The 13142-nt window shown below is 62.6% G+C and carries 19 protein-coding genes; 13 read left to right on the forward strand and 6 right to left on the reverse strand.

Going from position 1 to position 13142, the window contains the following annotated elements; translation table 11 throughout:
• Positions 1-291: 291 nt before the first annotated feature.
• Complete coding sequence (locus P2T57_RS10025) at positions 292-564, forward strand: DUF8015 family protein (protein ID WP_276299062.1); 273 nt, start codon at positions 292-294, stop codon at positions 562-564.
• Positions 565-576: 12 nt separating this feature from the next.
• Here P2T57_RS10025 and P2T57_RS10030 read toward each other — a convergent pair whose 3' ends face one another.
• On the reverse strand, positions 577-969 hold the full coding sequence (locus P2T57_RS10030; RefSeq protein ID WP_276299063.1) for a DUF5811 family protein: 393 nt from the start codon (positions 967-969) through the stop codon (positions 577-579).
• 81 nt (positions 970-1050) lie between these two features.
• Positions 1051-1569 carry a pyruvoyl-dependent arginine decarboxylase gene (locus P2T57_RS10035; protein WP_276299064.1) on the reverse strand — a complete coding sequence of 173 codons (519 nt, stop codon included), beginning with the start codon at positions 1567-1569 and terminating at the stop codon, positions 1051-1053.
• Positions 1570-1704: 135 nt separating this feature from the next.
• Here P2T57_RS10035 and P2T57_RS10040 point away from each other — a divergent pair, with 135 nt between their 5' ends.
• The 3 genes from P2T57_RS10040 (at position 1705) to P2T57_RS10050 (ending at position 4079) form a co-directional block, all read left to right on the forward strand.
• Positions 1705-2244, forward strand: a complete 540-nt coding sequence (locus P2T57_RS10040; RefSeq protein ID WP_276299065.1) for an XTP/dITP diphosphatase — start codon at positions 1705-1707, stop codon at positions 2242-2244.
• Between the two features lie 89 nt (positions 2245-2333).
• Entirely contained in the window at positions 2334-3821 is a 1488-nt protein-coding gene (locus P2T57_RS10045; protein WP_276299066.1) for a response regulator, read from the forward strand.
• Positions 3822-4079: a hypothetical protein gene (locus P2T57_RS10050; RefSeq protein WP_276299067.1), complete on the forward strand. Its 258-nt coding sequence runs from the start codon at positions 3822-3824 to the stop codon at positions 4077-4079.
• A gap of 25 nt (positions 4080-4104) precedes the next feature.
• Here the strand turns inward: P2T57_RS10050 and P2T57_RS10055 are convergent, their stop codons facing one another.
• Positions 4105-5049, reverse strand: a complete 945-nt coding sequence (locus tag P2T57_RS10055) for a winged helix-turn-helix domain-containing protein (RefSeq protein ID WP_276299068.1) — start codon at positions 5047-5049, stop codon at positions 4105-4107.
• A 170-nt stretch (positions 5050-5219) separates the two neighbouring features.
• Here P2T57_RS10055 and P2T57_RS10060 point away from each other — a divergent pair, with 170 nt between their 5' ends.
• The 6 genes from P2T57_RS10060 to P2T57_RS10085 all read left to right on the forward strand — a co-directional run bounded on the left by P2T57_RS10060 (position 5220) and on the right by P2T57_RS10085 (position 8439).
• Positions 5220-5375 (forward strand): hypothetical protein, encoded by a 156-nt coding sequence (locus tag P2T57_RS10060; RefSeq protein ID WP_276299069.1) that lies wholly within the window; start codon positions 5220-5222, stop codon positions 5373-5375.
• Between the two features lie 116 nt (positions 5376-5491).
• A complete protein-coding gene (locus tag P2T57_RS10065) occupies positions 5492-6724 on the forward strand; it encodes a translation initiation factor IF-2 subunit gamma (protein ID WP_276299070.1) in 1233 nt (410 codons plus the stop codon).
• 1 nt (position 6725) lies between these two features.
• Positions 6726-7106, forward strand: coding sequence for a DUF188 domain-containing protein (locus P2T57_RS10070; RefSeq protein WP_276299071.1), 381 nt, complete (start codon positions 6726-6728; stop codon positions 7104-7106).
• Position 7107: 1 nt separating this feature from the next.
• Positions 7108-7680: a DNA-directed RNA polymerase gene (locus tag P2T57_RS10075; protein WP_276299072.1), complete on the forward strand. Its 573-nt coding sequence runs from the start codon at positions 7108-7110 to the stop codon at positions 7678-7680.
• Between the two features lie 2 nt (positions 7681-7682).
• Complete coding sequence (gene spt4 / locus P2T57_RS10080) at positions 7683-7880, forward strand: transcription elongation factor subunit Spt4 (protein ID WP_276299073.1); 198 nt, start codon at positions 7683-7685, stop codon at positions 7878-7880.
• Positions 7881-7887: 7 nt separating this feature from the next.
• Positions 7888-8439 (forward strand): GTP-dependent dephospho-CoA kinase family protein, encoded by a 552-nt coding sequence (locus P2T57_RS10085; protein ID WP_276299074.1) that lies wholly within the window; start codon positions 7888-7890, stop codon positions 8437-8439.
• Here the strand turns inward: P2T57_RS10085 and P2T57_RS10090 are convergent.
• Positions 8431-9180: a hypothetical protein gene (locus P2T57_RS10090; protein WP_276299075.1), complete on the reverse strand. Its 750-nt coding sequence runs from the start codon at positions 9178-9180 to the stop codon at positions 8431-8433. The two genes, P2T57_RS10085 and P2T57_RS10090, sit on opposite strands and share 9 nt — an antisense overlap.
• A 310-nt stretch (positions 9181-9490) precedes the next feature.
• Positions 9491-9874 (reverse strand): hypothetical protein, encoded by a 384-nt coding sequence (locus P2T57_RS10095; RefSeq protein WP_276299076.1) that lies wholly within the window; start codon positions 9872-9874, stop codon positions 9491-9493.
• 188 nt (positions 9875-10062) lie between these two features.
• On the opposite strand from P2T57_RS10095, the gene P2T57_RS10100 reads away from it, so the two are divergent.
• The 3 genes from P2T57_RS10100 to P2T57_RS10110 are packed head-to-tail and all read left to right on the forward strand — an operon-like array spanning position 10063 to position 12156.
• Positions 10063-10380, forward strand: coding sequence for a 30S ribosomal protein S24e (locus P2T57_RS10100; RefSeq protein WP_276299077.1), 318 nt, complete (start codon positions 10063-10065; stop codon positions 10378-10380).
• Positions 10380-10514, forward strand: a complete 135-nt coding sequence (locus P2T57_RS10105; protein ID WP_276299078.1) for a 30S ribosomal protein S27ae — start codon at positions 10380-10382, stop codon at positions 10512-10514. The genes P2T57_RS10100 and P2T57_RS10105 overlap by 1 nt, the downstream gene beginning before the upstream one ends.
• A 4-nt stretch (positions 10515-10518) precedes the next feature.
• Positions 10519-12156, forward strand: coding sequence for a bifunctional N(6)-L-threonylcarbamoyladenine synthase/serine/threonine protein kinase (locus P2T57_RS10110; protein WP_276299079.1), 1638 nt, complete (start codon positions 10519-10521; stop codon positions 12154-12156).
• 20 nt (positions 12157-12176) lie between these two features.
• On the opposite strand, the gene P2T57_RS10115 is transcribed toward P2T57_RS10110, so the two are convergent.
• Entirely contained in the window at positions 12177-13136 is a 960-nt protein-coding gene (locus P2T57_RS10115) for an AEC family transporter (protein WP_276299080.1), read from the reverse strand.
• Between the last annotated feature and the right edge of the window lie 6 nt (positions 13137-13142).

Consider the following 13142-nt stretch of genomic DNA (forward strand, 5'->3'; position numbering starts at 1 on the left):
TCGGCGAGTCCGCGCTTTCCACGTCGGCCTCCACGGCCACCGACGCGAAGACGGCGACCCGTCCGTCAGCACGCTCCCCTGTCCATTCCTCTCGCCGACTCGGAGTCGTCCCCTATCTCGCCGCTCTGAGAACGTAAAGAAATAATTGTATATTCTTTGCACGTAATATTCTTCCCCTAACGAATGTAAAAGATTCTTCCGTCGGTCGGACGCCCTCGGGCACTCGCCGCTACCACCTAGCGATAATTTTTAGTCGAACCGGACCGTATTCTCCCACTGGAAGGTGATTTCATGCTCGGGCAAAACCTACTACCCAGTGGTAACGCCGGAGTACCGTCGCTGTCGTACTACGACCTCGTTCTCGCGCTTCTGCCGGTCCCGCTGGTGGTCGGCCTGCTCGTCGGAAAATTCGCTGGGATTCCGCTCTCGACGGGCGTGTCGGCTGGCGCGGTGCTGTCCGCGATTGGCGTCGGCCACGTCCTCTTTCGGGACCCACCGACGCGGCGCGGCCCGCGCAGGGGGAACGGCGGTCCTCGCGGCAGAGTCGGCGGACGGTCAGCGTGAGTCGAGGTCTGCCTACCGAGCGGTCGGCGTGATGTCGTCGCCCATCACCTGCTTGACCTGCATCGCGGCGCTGGCCGCGAGGCCACGAGCCACTTCGTCCTCCTCGTGAGTTTCGAGGTCGTTACCGTCGAAATCTTCGAGGCCCGGTTGGAACCCGGCGCTGACCGGGCGGCCGACCGGCGGTTGGACAGAGACTTGAGCCTGCGCGCCGTTGCCGTTGTCGGCGACTTTCGACCCGACGACGTACTCGTCGGGGAGAAACTCGCGGGTCAGAGTCGCAATCGCGGTGATACTGTCGCGGAGCGACTCCTTCTGCTCGGGGGAGAGGTCCGGCACGTCGTTGCTGGCACGCTTACCGGCCGGGGCCTTTCCGGGAACGCCCGCGTAGGGGGTATTTCCGTTCATCTATCTGCTGAGCGTGAGTTAGTGCCCGACGTAATAAAAGTTCTCGGCTTCGGCAGGGCATGTCACGGAATCGGTTCCCGATTAGCAAATCGGCTCGCTGTCGCCGTAGACCGCCAGCACGACCGCCGTGGCGTAGGTGCCCGACTCGGCGTCGGTCGTCGCGGTCCGAATCTCCTCGTCGGTAAACTCCCAATCGCGGAGGTCCCGGCCCGCTGTGAGACCGGTTCGGACGCGCTCGGCGACTGCTTCGGGGTCGGCCTCGCCCGCGCTTTCGTAGAACAGGCCGGGGCCGGTCTCGTCCGCCGAATCGTCCTCGGCGTCCGCTCCCGATTCGGCCTCGGTCGTGGTCCACCCGAGTCCGGCCGAGACCGTGCCGGGGCCAGCGCGAGTGGCGCGGGCCTCCACGACCGTCAGGCGCTCACCGGCGGGACCGAGATTTGGGGCCGTGCCGACCTCCTCGACCTCGGCGTTGGCCGGAATCACCGAGGAGACCGCGACGAGGTTGTAGTTGTGGAGGTTGGCGTCGGCCAGCGCGGCGTCGTAGGAGGACATCTCGGTGGGTCCGGTCCCGGTGCCCCACGCGACCCGAATCGTACTCATGTCCGAAACCAGTCGGCGCGGGAGGTAAGGGGTTGCGATTTCAGAGCTGTCAAACGGGCGATTCGGAACAGGGTTCCCGACTTCCGCCGAACCAACACCCATAACCCCGACCCACTCCGAGCGAGAGCCACGAGCATGACCATCAGGTTCGTCACGAGCAACGAGGGGAAAGTCGAGGAGGCCCGCGAGTACCTCACCGACGACGTGGAGCAGGTCAACTACGACTACACCGAAATCCAGAGCGACGACCTCGCGGAAATCGCAGTCGCCGGGGCGAAGGAAGCCTTCGAGGACACCGGCGGCGAGGACCCCGTGGTCGTGGACGACGCTGGCCTGTTCGTGGACGCGCTGGGTGGCTTTCCGGGGCCGTACTCGTCGTATGTCGAGGATACTGTGGGAGTAGAACGCGTCTGGAAACTGGCAGAGCGGGAGGAGAACCGGCGAGCGCGCTTCCGGTGCGTGGTGGCTTACTACGACGGCGAGGAGGCCCAAACATTCGACGGTTCGGTGCCGGGTCGCATCGTCGCGCCCCGCGGAGACGGCGGGTTCGGTTACGACCCCATCTTCGAACACGAGGGGACGACGATGGCGGAGATGAGTACCGAGCGCAAGAACGCGATTTCCCACCGCGGTCGGGCGCTGGCGAAGTTCGCGGACTGGTTGGCCGAGAACTGAGGAGCGCGCTTTCCGGTCGATGCGTCGAGATTCCGAACCGCGAGAGTCTATTACCAAACGGATAAATAGTTGCAAATTAAGACTCGCCCATGTTACGTTCGGGGCCAATCGAGGTACTCGTCGTGGACGACAGCGACTTCTTTCTCACCGTCGTCTCCGACAAACTCGGGTCCAATCACGACATCTCCGTTCTGACGGCCGACGGCGGCACAGCGGCGCTGGAACTGCTAGACGACGAGTCCGTCGATTGTATCGTGAGCGACTACGAGATGCCCGAGATGACGGGCCTCGAACTCTATGAGCGCGTCGAGGACGAGTACGATTTGCCATTCATCCTGCTGACGGCGCGGGGCGACGAACAGACCGCGAGCAGGGCCATCGGGGCCGGAGTGGACGACTACCTCAGGAAGAATCAGGTCAGCGAACAGGAGTCGCTGGAACTGCTGGCCAACCGCATCGAGAACGTCGTCGCCCAGCGGACCGCCCGCGAGAAGTACAAACTGCTGGTGGACAACACGCCAGAAGAAATCGCGCAGGTCCGGGACGACGGGACCATCTTGGCCGCGAACGCCGCGATGGAAACGTCGTTCAACGCCACGCAATCTGAGTTGGTCGGCCAACACCTCTCCGAGGTGCTTCCCGAGGACACCGCAGAGGGCCGTATCGAGCGAGGCCGAACCGCAATCACGGCGGATTCGGCGGTGACCTTCCAAGACACGGTGGGAATCCGGCACTTTCACAACATCGCCGTGCCGGTGAGTCGCGGCGGGGAGACCGACTCGTTTCAACTCATCTCGCGGGACATCACCCAGCAGAAGCGCCACGAGCGGGAGTTGGAGAACCGGACCGAGGAGCTAGCGGTCATCAACCGCCTCGTCCGCCACGACATCAACAACGATGTGCAGTTGCTCCTCGGGTGGTCCGAGGCCCTCTCGGGGTTCGTGGAAGACGACGGCGAGGAGTACCTCGACCGGGTTCGAGACACGTGCAGTCACATCGACGAGTTGACCAGCATCGCCCGCGACTTCGTGGAGTCGATGGGCGACGACACCGGGGTCGAACTCAGAGCGACGAACCTCCGGCAGGTCCTCGAAACCGAAGTCGAGAAGAACAGGCGGTCGTTCGAGGACGCGACCATCTCGGTGGTCGGCGACCTCCCGAACGTCTCGGTGCAGGCCAACGAGTTGCTCTCGTCGGTGTTCGGCAACTTGCTGAGCAACGCGGTCCGGCACAACGACGCGCCCGACCCCTCGGTCGAGGTCGAAGTCGAGGAGCGCGAGAGTCGGGTCCTCGTCCGCATCGCCGACGACGGTCCCGGCGTGCCCGAACAGCGCCGAGACGAAATCTTCGGCAAGGGAGAGATGGGACCGGAGAGTTCCGGAACCGGCATCGGTCTCTACCTCGTCCACACCCTCGTAGAGCAGTACGGCGGCGACGTGTGGGTCGAGAACCGACCGGTCGAAGGCCTCTCGACCGACGCGCTGGATGCCGACGGTGACGGCGACGGCAACGGTGACGATGGCGACGACAACCCGCGAGGGTCGGTGTTCACCGTCGAACTCTACAAGGCGACGTGAGTGGCTAAAATCCGGTCGGATGCTGTCGCGGATGCGGTGGCGGTTGCGGGTGCTGTTTTCATCGGTTCAATGATAGAAGCGGTCGCAGTTGCGGTCGCGGTTGCGGTGGCAGGTCTCACAGAATCAACAGTAGAAGCAGTCGCAGTTGCGGTCGCGGTTATCGAGGATGCAGTTGTCGATACGGCGACCCTATCTGCCGTCTCACCGGTCGGCGGCGATTCACCGCTAAAGACATCTACAGGTTGCCAAAGAAAATAAGAAAGACTCTAAAAGAATGGATTAGTTAGTCAGAAATCGCCTGCGCGCCCTCCTCGGCGGACGCCGACTCGCAGGTTCGCTCCATCTCCAAAACGGTCAGGTCGCCGTCGAGGGTCACCGACAGCACCTCGTCGTCCAGCGGAATCTCGACCAGTAGCTTCCACGGGTCGTCGGAGAGAACCGTCGTGTGCTGGTCGCTCACGCACCACGCGAGGTCCCAGTAGGGCGTCGTGCAGAGGTCCACGCCGTGTTCGCGGTGGAACGTGACGACATCGGACTGGTCGAGGAGCGACAGGCCAACCGCCGAGTATAGCTGGTGCCGACACTGCTGGCACTCGTGGTCCACGCGGACCTCCAAGCCGAGGTAGTCCTCGGTGTCGCGGGTGACGGTAGTGTCCATCCGACCGTTGCACTCCGGGCAGACCCCATCCGCGGCGAGACAGTGGAGGTGGCGCACGCGCTGGTTGAACGCGTCCATAATCTCCTCGCGGGTCCGGTCGTTCAGGCCGCCCGGCGGGAAGGGGTACTGGCCGTGATTCCGCTCGCAGTCGGTGCATTCGATGGCCAGCATCTCGTCGTCGTAGTAGGCCTGCAAGTTCGACCCGCACTCGGCGCAGGTGCCCGTGACCTCGAACGGTCCCATCTCGGGGTGTTCGTTGAACGACCCCGCCAGAATCGCGCGGACCACTTTCTTGCCCGCCTGCCGAAAGTCGTAGCCGTCGCCGGTCTGGACCACGAAGTGGTCAGTGAGTTGCTTGAGGTGGTAGTTGAACTGTGCGCTGTCTCGCATGCCGACCTCGCGCCGTAGCTCCGAGAAACTCACCGGCCGGTCCGGGGCCTGCCAGAGCGCCTCCAGAATCGACAGTCGCGTCTCGTTTGCGATGACCGAGAAGGCCTCGGCCGGGGCCACGCAGTTCTCACAGTCTCGAATCGTGGACTCGTCTGCGTTCGGCCCGGTTGTTCCGCTCATGGGAAGACCTGCGACCGCATGCGGCTAAAGTGTTGCCTTGAGCGCATTTCTGTAACCATTCTCACATGCGCCCGGCGAGTCCACCACGGTCGCCGACCGGACCGGACTGCGCCGGACCCTCCCGACCGAAATTAGTTTGACCCTGCGCGTGGTGGGTCGTCGGGAGCGAGATGGCCCTGAAAGACCAGCAACAGAGACCGCAACCCGCGCCCCAGCGAACGGGACTGTTCGAGAGTCGGGAAGACCAGTTCATCGTCCTCGCGGGCGTCGTGATTACCACAGGGGTCCTCTACGACGTGTATCGGCGACAGACGCGAGGTGGATAGCACCGAGTGACCCGCACCGACGACGTGACACCTCGGCCCAACCCCCGAGCGAGAACAGTAGGTTTATCAGGCTTTCAGGGCGAATCTTCCAGTAGAATTACTTCAGGAGGTCAACTTTGACAGGAAATTACTCCCAACCGGAGGTGAATATCGGACTGGTAGGTCACGTAGACCACGGAAAGACGACGCTCGTGCAGGCGCTTTCCGGCGAATGGACCGACCAGCACTCCGAGGAGATGAAACGTGGCATCTCCATCCGGCTCGGGTACGCAGACGCCACGTTCCGGCAATGTCCCGGTCTCGACGCGCCCCAGCGATACACGGTAGACGAGGAGTGTCCCGACGGGAGCGAGAGCGAACCGCTTCGCACGGTGTCGTTCGTGGACGCACCCGGTCACGAGACGCTGATGGCGACGATGCTCTCTGGCGCGGCCATCATGGACGGCGCGGTGCTGGTCGTCTCGGCCAGCGAACCCGTCCCGCAGGCCCAGACCGAGGAGCATCTGATGGCGCTGGACATCATCGGCATCGACAACATCGTCATCGCCCAGAACAAAATCGACCTCGTTGACCGCGAGCAGGCCGAGCGTAACTACGAGGAGATTCAGGAGTTCGTGGAGGGGACCGTCGCGGAAGACGCGCCGGTCGTCCCCATCTCGGCCCAGCAGGAGGTCAACATCGACCTCCTGATTCAGGCGGTCGAAGAGGAGATTCCGACGCCCGAGCGCGACCCGGACGCCGACCCCCGGATGCACGTCGCGCGGAGCTTCGACATCAACCGTCCCGGCACGGAGTGGGACGGACTCGTCGGCGGCGTCCTCGGCGGCAGTCTCGTCGAGGGCAAGCTAACGCAGGGCGACGACCTCGAACTCCGCCCCGGCCGAGAGGTCGAAGAAGGCGGCGAGACCCGCTGGGAGTCCATCCAGACCGACGTGCGCTCGCTTCAGGCGGGCGGCGACACGGTAGACGAAGTGACGCCGGGCGGTCTGCTCGGCGTCGGTACGGGACTGGACCCGAGCCTCACGAAGGGTGACGCCCTCGCGGGACAGGTCGCCGGGACGCCCGGCACCCTCCCGCCGACGTGGGAGCAGTTCACCATGGAGGTGGACCTGCTCGAACGTCTCGTGGGTCTCGACGACCAAGACATCGACGACATCTCGACCGGCGAACCGCTGATGCTCACCATCGGCACCGCGACCACGGTCGGGTCCGTGACCAGCGCCCGCGAAGGCGAGTGTGAGGTCGCACTCAAGCGACCGGTCTGCGCACCTGCCGGCGCGCAAATCGCCATCAACCGGCGCATCGGCGCTCGCTGGCGACTCATCGGCGTCGGCACGCTCCAAGAGTAGGATGGTCGCCACGGTCGCCTTCGACACCAGCGCGCTCATGATGCCGGTCGAGTGCGACGTGCGGGTCTTCGAGGAGCTACAGCGACTGGTAGGCGACTTCGACTGCGTGGTCCCCGAAGCGGTCCGCGACGAACTTGCGAAGCTCTCGGACGGCGCGAGCGAGGAAGCCGTCGCGGCCAGCGTGGGCGCGGACTTGGCAGACGAGCGGTGTCGGACGATTGAACACGAAGCATCGTACGCCGACGACGTATTGGTCGAACTCGCCGACGAGTTCGACTACGTCGTCACGAACGACGGTCCCCTCAAACAGCGCCTGCTCGACGCGGGCGCACCGGTAATTCATATAAGGGGCCGGAACAAACTCGCAATCAGCAAACCTTAGCATGTACAAACGGGTCAGACTCAAGGATACAGTCGAGGTTCCCCCCGAACACCTCGCGGACGTGACGCCGAATCTAGTGAAGAAGCTCCTGCAGGACAAACTGGAGGGTCGAATGGACGAAGACGTCGGGAGCGTCGTCAGCGTCGTGAACGTCAACGACATCGGTGACGGCGCGGTCCTCCCGAACCGACCGGGCGTCTACTACGAGGCCGACTTCGACGCGGTCACGTACGACCCCAAGATGCAGGAAGTCGTGGACGGGGAAATCGTGGAAGTGGTCAACTTCGGTGCCTTCGTGGGCATCGGTCCGGTGGACGGACTCCTCCACGTCTCCCAGATTTCGGACGAGTACCTCGCCTACGACGAGGAGGGCCAGATGCTCGCGTCCCGCGAGTCCAACCGCACGCTCGGTGTCGGTGACTCGGTTCGGGCGCGCATCGTCACCAAGAGCATCGACGAGCGCAACCCGCGCGAGAGCAAAATCGGCCTCACCGCCAAGCAGGTCGGCCTCGGCAAGCACGGCTGGCTGAAAGAGGAGCGCGAGAAGCGCCAAGCGACCACCGAGAGTGAATAACGATGGCAAGTGACCGTCTCGCCTGCCGCGAGTGTCACGCCGTGGCCGAACCCGACGAGGACACCTGTCCCATCTGCGGTTCGACCAGTCTCACCGAGGACTGGAGTGGCTTCGTCATCATCTCCCACCCCGACGAGAGCGAAATCGCCGAGGAGATGGAAGTGGACAAGGCCGGCAAGTACGCGCTGAAGGTCCGGTAAGGCGACCGTGAGCGACGTCCTCGTCACCTTACCCGCCGACCTGCGCGGGGAACTCAAGGAGCCGATGGGACCGATTTTCACCGACGCAGAGTCGCTACTCTCCGAAACCAGCGACGGACCCCTCATCGCCGTCGGCGACGTAGTGACTTACCACCTCGAACGCGCTGGCGTCACCCCCGACGTGGCCGTGGTGGACGGCCTGACCAAGCGCGAGGAGGTCGAAGACGACGTAGCCGAGGGCGTCGCCCGCCTCGGCGAGACCGCCCGCGAGGTCCACGTCGAGAACCCCGCAGGAGCTATCTCCCGAGAGATGGTCGAAGCCCTTTGCGAGGCCATCGCCGACCCTGAACCGACCGTCATCGTGGTCGAGGGCGAGGAGGACCTCGTAGCCCTGCCCGCCATCGTCGCCGCGCCGCTCGGCGCGAGCGTCGTCTACGGGCAACCAGACGAGGGGATGGTCCTCGCCGAGGTAACGGCGGAGCTTGAACAGGAGATGTGTGAGTTGTTGGAGCAGATGGACGGTTCCGTAGAGGTTTTGGCTGAACTCCTCTCAGGCTGATTCGGAGCTGTCTGCTGTTACGTCAACGAGTTCAATCGGTGCCTCGTGTGCGAAATACGCTGGGCCACCCTCTCTTTTGATTTCTTCGACAGTACTGTCTGGAATCGGAAGTTCTTCTGCTCGTTTGTCGATTTTTGCTTCCGGAATCTTCTCTACTTTCCATCCATCTTGTTCCGTCGTCGTCGCTGTCGATAACGTTCCGACATTCCCCTCCGACGGAATATTATCTCCGCTGATTTTGAAGTTGAAGGTGACACTACAATCGTGATTGTTCGTGCCGTATGCCTTTGTTTTCACGTCGAAGCGGGCAGTATCTCCGCTTCCAACGTCTGCTGTCCACCACTTGTAGTGTCCCACGTCACAGTAAACGTAGGCGTCGTCACTATAGTAGTCCCAGATATGATGAACAGGATAACTCGCCCCATCTCCTCCATCCGCGTGCATCTTACCGACCAAATTGTTCGCCGTAATCGCAAAGTCTGCCCATACGCTGAGGGTCGTGATAGCTTTCTCAGCTAAGTCAACGGCAAGGTCAGTGTGATCGTAGTCGTTTTTGGTTTGTTCAGGTTCTACTCCGACGTATTTATCGCCAGAATAGTCTCCAATCGCGGGAGTCGTTCCTTGATTTACCCACACTTCGTGTTTTTGAATCGCGCAGAGGTCACTCCCGTCACTAGTGTCACGTGACGATATTGTCGTGACTTCCCGGAAATTGTGTTCCCATGCGCTACGACTACTCACCCACGTCGCGCCGTGCCAGCCAACGTCAGTAGCTAGATAGACACCGATATTCCCAAAGTCCAAGTCTTCGACTTTTGCGCTCTTCGACCACTCCTCCTGAGGGCTATCAGTTGCACCACGAACAGTATCAATCGCGGCCGAATCTAGGAGTGAACCTCCTCCAGCAAGACCGATACTAGTTGAACCGAGTGTTTTTAATACACTTCTTCTATCTTATTCCATATCTTTGTCCGACATGCAAATATTGGTGTTTGGAGGTGGAAAATAAGTCTTTTCATAATATTTTGTTCCTAAGCGCTGAAATATACATCTACTCAGAGGTGGTTAGATTAACTCTATTGGCTCTTCTGAGTGATGTGACTTTTCCAGAATCTATGTTCATTTCTACCCTATATAGTTGGCCGTCCGAATCATTCGACTGACCCGTTTCGATATAAGCAACTGCCGTTCCTTTTGTGCGATTGTACTTGCCAGTTTTGTAGGTGTACGTGTTGTTTACCAGTACATCGTTTACACGCTCACTTTTATCGAGAATCTCCATCATCTCCCCTGTGGCGTGAATTTGATCTTCTGTTGTGGTGGTCGATGTATCCCCTGTTTCGCCCGGCCCTCCTAAACAGCCACTCAATGAACTAACTACAAGTATAGATATAATTAATTGGATAGTGATGGAACTGTTATGAATCTGTACCATACGTCGTTTATATCGCGGCGGTAAACAAGAATCTTTCCAACCATTCTGTAGTAATCTAACCCCTTATTTTCATTTACTTCTGAATAGATTCCAACATTCACATCAAACGGAGGCACAGCGGAGAACCCGGCACTTCGAAATTCTTTTACAGTCTACGTGGCCAAGTAGTCAGTAACTGAGCGATACACATGGAAGTCGAAATCCTCTCCGAGGAGCAGAATCCGATGCTCCACCGGTCCGAAGTGCGGTTCCAGATAGTCCACGACGAAGCCACGCCCTCCCGGCTCTCGGTCCGCGACAGTCTCGCGGCCAAGCTGGACAAGGATTCGAGCGAAGTCGTGGTTCACGAGATGAACACCAAGTTCGGCATGCGAAAGACCGTCGGCTACGCGAAGGTCTACGACAGCCCCGAACACGCCCGCGACGTCGAGCAGGATTACATGCTCGAACGCAACAAGATTTCCGCGGACGCCGAAGGCGAGGCCGAGGCGGAGGAGGCTGAATAATGGCACGACACGACTACTACAACGACGACGGTACCACCGACAAAGAGCAGTGTACCCGGTGCGGTGACGCGTTCCTCGCGGAACACGACGACCGCCGCCACTGCGGTCGGTGCGGTTACACCGAGTGGAAGTAACGAGATGCGGGTCCTCGCAGTAGAGGGCACCGCGTGGGCCGCGAGCGCCGCGGTCTTCACGAGCGAAGCGAGTGAAGGCTCGTCAGAACTCGCTTCTGACGGCGTCTACGACACCGACTCAGTTTTTATCGAAACCGACGCCTACCAGCCGGAGAGCGGCGGCATTCATCCGCGCGAGGCCGCCGAACACATGAGCGACGCGATTCCGCGGGTCATCGAGACAGCACTCGCGGAGGCCGACGGTCCCATCGACGCGGTGGCGTTCTCGCGCGGCCCCGGTCTCGGTCCCTGCCTGCGAACCGTCGGGACCGCGGCGCGGGCGCTGGCCCAGACTCTCGACGTGCCACTCGTCGGCGTCAACCACATGGTCGCGCACCTCGAAATCGGCCGCCAGCAATCCGGGTTCTCGTCGCCGGTCTGCCTGAACGCGTCCGGGGCGAACGCCCACGTCCTCGGGTATCGGAACGGCCGGTACCGCGTCCTCGGCGAGACGATGGACACCGGGGTCGGTAACGCCATCGACAAGTTCACCCGACACGTCGGGTGGTCCCACCCCGGCGGCCCGAAGGTCGAGGACGCCGCCAGAGACGGCGAGTACGTCGAGTTACCCTACGTGGTCAAGGGAATGGACTTTTCCTTTTCGGGCATCATGAGCGCCGCCAAGGACGCCTACGACGGGCGACAGCGCGAGGAGGGCGGCGTCCCAGTCGAGGACGTCTGCTACTCGCTCCAAGAGAACGTCTTCGCCATGCTGACCGAAGTCGCCGAGCGCGCGCTGTCGCTGACCGGGAGCGACGAGTTGGTCCTCGGCGGCGGTGTCGGCCAGAACGCTCGCCTCCGGGAGATGTTGCAGGAGATGTGCGACCAGCGCGGTGCCGACTTCTACGCGCCCGAACCCCGGTTCCTCCGGGACAACGCCGGGATGATAGCGGTCCTCGGCGCGGAGATGGTCCGCGCGGGCGACACCATCGAAGTCGAAAATTCGGCGGTGGACCCCAACTTCCGGCCCGACCAAGTGGACGTGACGTGGCGTTCCGGGTCGGAGCCGGTCGGGGTCTGGCGCGACGAGGGCGCGGAAGTCAAAGGCGCGGAGGCCACGGTCGAAATCGGCGACGAGCGCGTGACCAAGCGTCGCCTGCCCAAGAGCTACCGCCACCCGCAACTCGACGCCAAACTCCGGCGCGACCGGACCGTCCTCGAAGCGCGCCTCACCAGCGAGGCCCGCAGGCACGGCGTCCCCACCCCAGTCGTCTACGACGTGGACCCCGACGAGGGCCGGTTAGTCTTCGAGCGCGTCGGCGAGACCGACCTCCGGGAAGAACTCACCACAGAGCGCGTCCGCGACGTGGCTCGCCACCTCGCAGAGATTCACGGCGCGGGGTTCGTCCACGGCGACCCGACGACCAGAAACGTCAGGGTCGGGCCGGAGCGCACCTACCTCATCGACTTCGGACTGGGCTACAACACCGACGACGCCGAGGACTACGCGATGGACCTCCACGTCTTCGCCCAGAGCCTCGCGGGCACCGCCGACGACGCCGAGTCGCTCCGGCGGGCGTTCGAGGAGACCTACGCCGAGGTCGGCGACGAAGCGGTCCTCGACCGACTCCGAGAGGTCGAGGGCCGGGGTCGGTATCAGTAGCACCGCCGGACTCCTCGTTTTCAAATCAGTATCCCGGCTTTCAGCACCGCGATGAGGCCCGTGAGCGTCACAACGCTGGCGACGGTGCTGGCGAAGATGGCGGTGCTGACGTACTCCGGACCGGTCAGGCCGTCGTCACCAGCGCCCGAGTCGTACTCGATGGTCAGGATGAGGGGCGTGACCGCGGCGGGCATCCCGCACTCCAAGACGAACACGCGGGCCACGTCGGGGTTCGCCCCGAGGCCCAGCAGGAGCGCGACCACCACGCCGACCAGCGGCGCGACGAGAAGTTTCAGACCGTTCGAGACCCCGACCCGCGAGATGGCCGCGCCGTGCTGGGTGTTGGCGAGTTGGATGCCGAGCATCAGCAACATCACGGGGATGGCGGCGTCGCCGACCAACTTCAGCGTCTCCATCGCTGGGGTATCGGTGGCGGGCACGACCCCGAGCCATCTGGCGGCCCACGCCGCGACCACGGCGTAGACCAGCGGGAGGCGGAACACTTCGGCGAAGGCTCCTCGGAGGTCCGACTCGTCGCCCCGAGACGCCAGATAGACGCCGACCGTGTACATCAGCACCGACTGGCCAGCGATGAACAGCACCGCGGTCGAGCGCCCGACAGCGCCGAACGCGAACGCCGACAGCGGGATACCGTAGTTGCCCGCGTTCGGAAACGACGACGAGAGGACCAGCGCCCCAAGCGCGGGTTCGGACTCGCCGAGCAAGCGACCGACGCCCTCGGCCAGCGCGACCATCGCCAGCGTGAACAGGGCGACCCCACCAATCAACCTCGCGGCCAGTCCGCCCGAAATCTCGGAAGTAGCGAGGCTGTAGAAGATGAGCGCGGGCGTCAGGACGTAGATGGTGACGGTCCCCAGCGGGTCCACGTCGATGTCGCGGGCTTTCCCCAGAAGGAACCCGACCGCGGCCACCGACAGGACCGGCAGGATGGCTGTCCCGAGCGCGGAGACGAGAGACACGTCTCG

The organism is Halorussus lipolyticus, from assembly GCF_029338375.1.
GTDB lineage: Archaea > Halobacteriota > Halobacteria > Halobacteriales > Haladaptataceae > Halorussus > Halorussus lipolyticus.

Bases quoted from the DNA above. Each gene is read 5' to 3' on its own strand.
- P2T57_RS10035 (WP_276299064.1), bottom strand. From the start codon at position 1,569: ATGAGTACGATTCGGGTCGCGTGGGGCACCGGGACCGGACCCACCGAG.
- P2T57_RS10060 (WP_276299069.1), top strand. From the start codon at position 5,220: ATGGCCCTGAAAGACCAGCAACAGAGACCGCAACCCGCGCCCCAGCGA.
- P2T57_RS10075 (WP_276299072.1), top strand. From the start codon at position 7,108: ATGTACAAACGGGTCAGACTCAAGGATACAGTCGAGGTTCCCCCCGAA.
- P2T57_RS10030 (WP_276299063.1), bottom strand. From the start codon at position 969: ATGAACGGAAATACCCCCTACGCGGGCGTTCCCGGAAAGGCCCCGGCC.
- P2T57_RS10110 (WP_276299079.1), top strand. From the start codon at position 10,519: ATGCGGGTCCTCGCAGTAGAGGGCACCGCGTGGGCCGCGAGCGCCGCG.
- P2T57_RS10100 (WP_276299077.1), top strand. From the start codon at position 10,063: ATGGAAGTCGAAATCCTCTCCGAGGAGCAGAATCCGATGCTCCACCGG.
- P2T57_RS10045 (WP_276299066.1), top strand. From the start codon at position 2,334: ATGTTACGTTCGGGGCCAATCGAGGTACTCGTCGTGGACGACAGCGAC.
- P2T57_RS10055 (WP_276299068.1), bottom strand. From the start codon at position 5,049: ATGAGCGGAACAACCGGGCCGAACGCAGACGAGTCCACGATTCGAGAC.
- P2T57_RS10040 (WP_276299065.1), top strand. From the start codon at position 1,705: ATGACCATCAGGTTCGTCACGAGCAACGAGGGGAAAGTCGAGGAGGCC.
- P2T57_RS10070 (WP_276299071.1), top strand. From the start codon at position 6,726: ATGGTCGCCACGGTCGCCTTCGACACCAGCGCGCTCATGATGCCGGTC.
- spt4 (WP_276299073.1), top strand. From the start codon at position 7,683: ATGGCAAGTGACCGTCTCGCCTGCCGCGAGTGTCACGCCGTGGCCGAA.
- P2T57_RS10025 (WP_276299062.1), top strand. From the start codon at position 292: ATGCTCGGGCAAAACCTACTACCCAGTGGTAACGCCGGAGTACCGTCG.
- P2T57_RS10095 (WP_276299076.1), bottom strand. From the start codon at position 9,874: ATGGTACAGATTCATAACAGTTCCATCACTATCCAATTAATTATATCT.
- P2T57_RS10105 (WP_276299078.1), top strand. From the start codon at position 10,380: ATGGCACGACACGACTACTACAACGACGACGGTACCACCGACAAAGAG.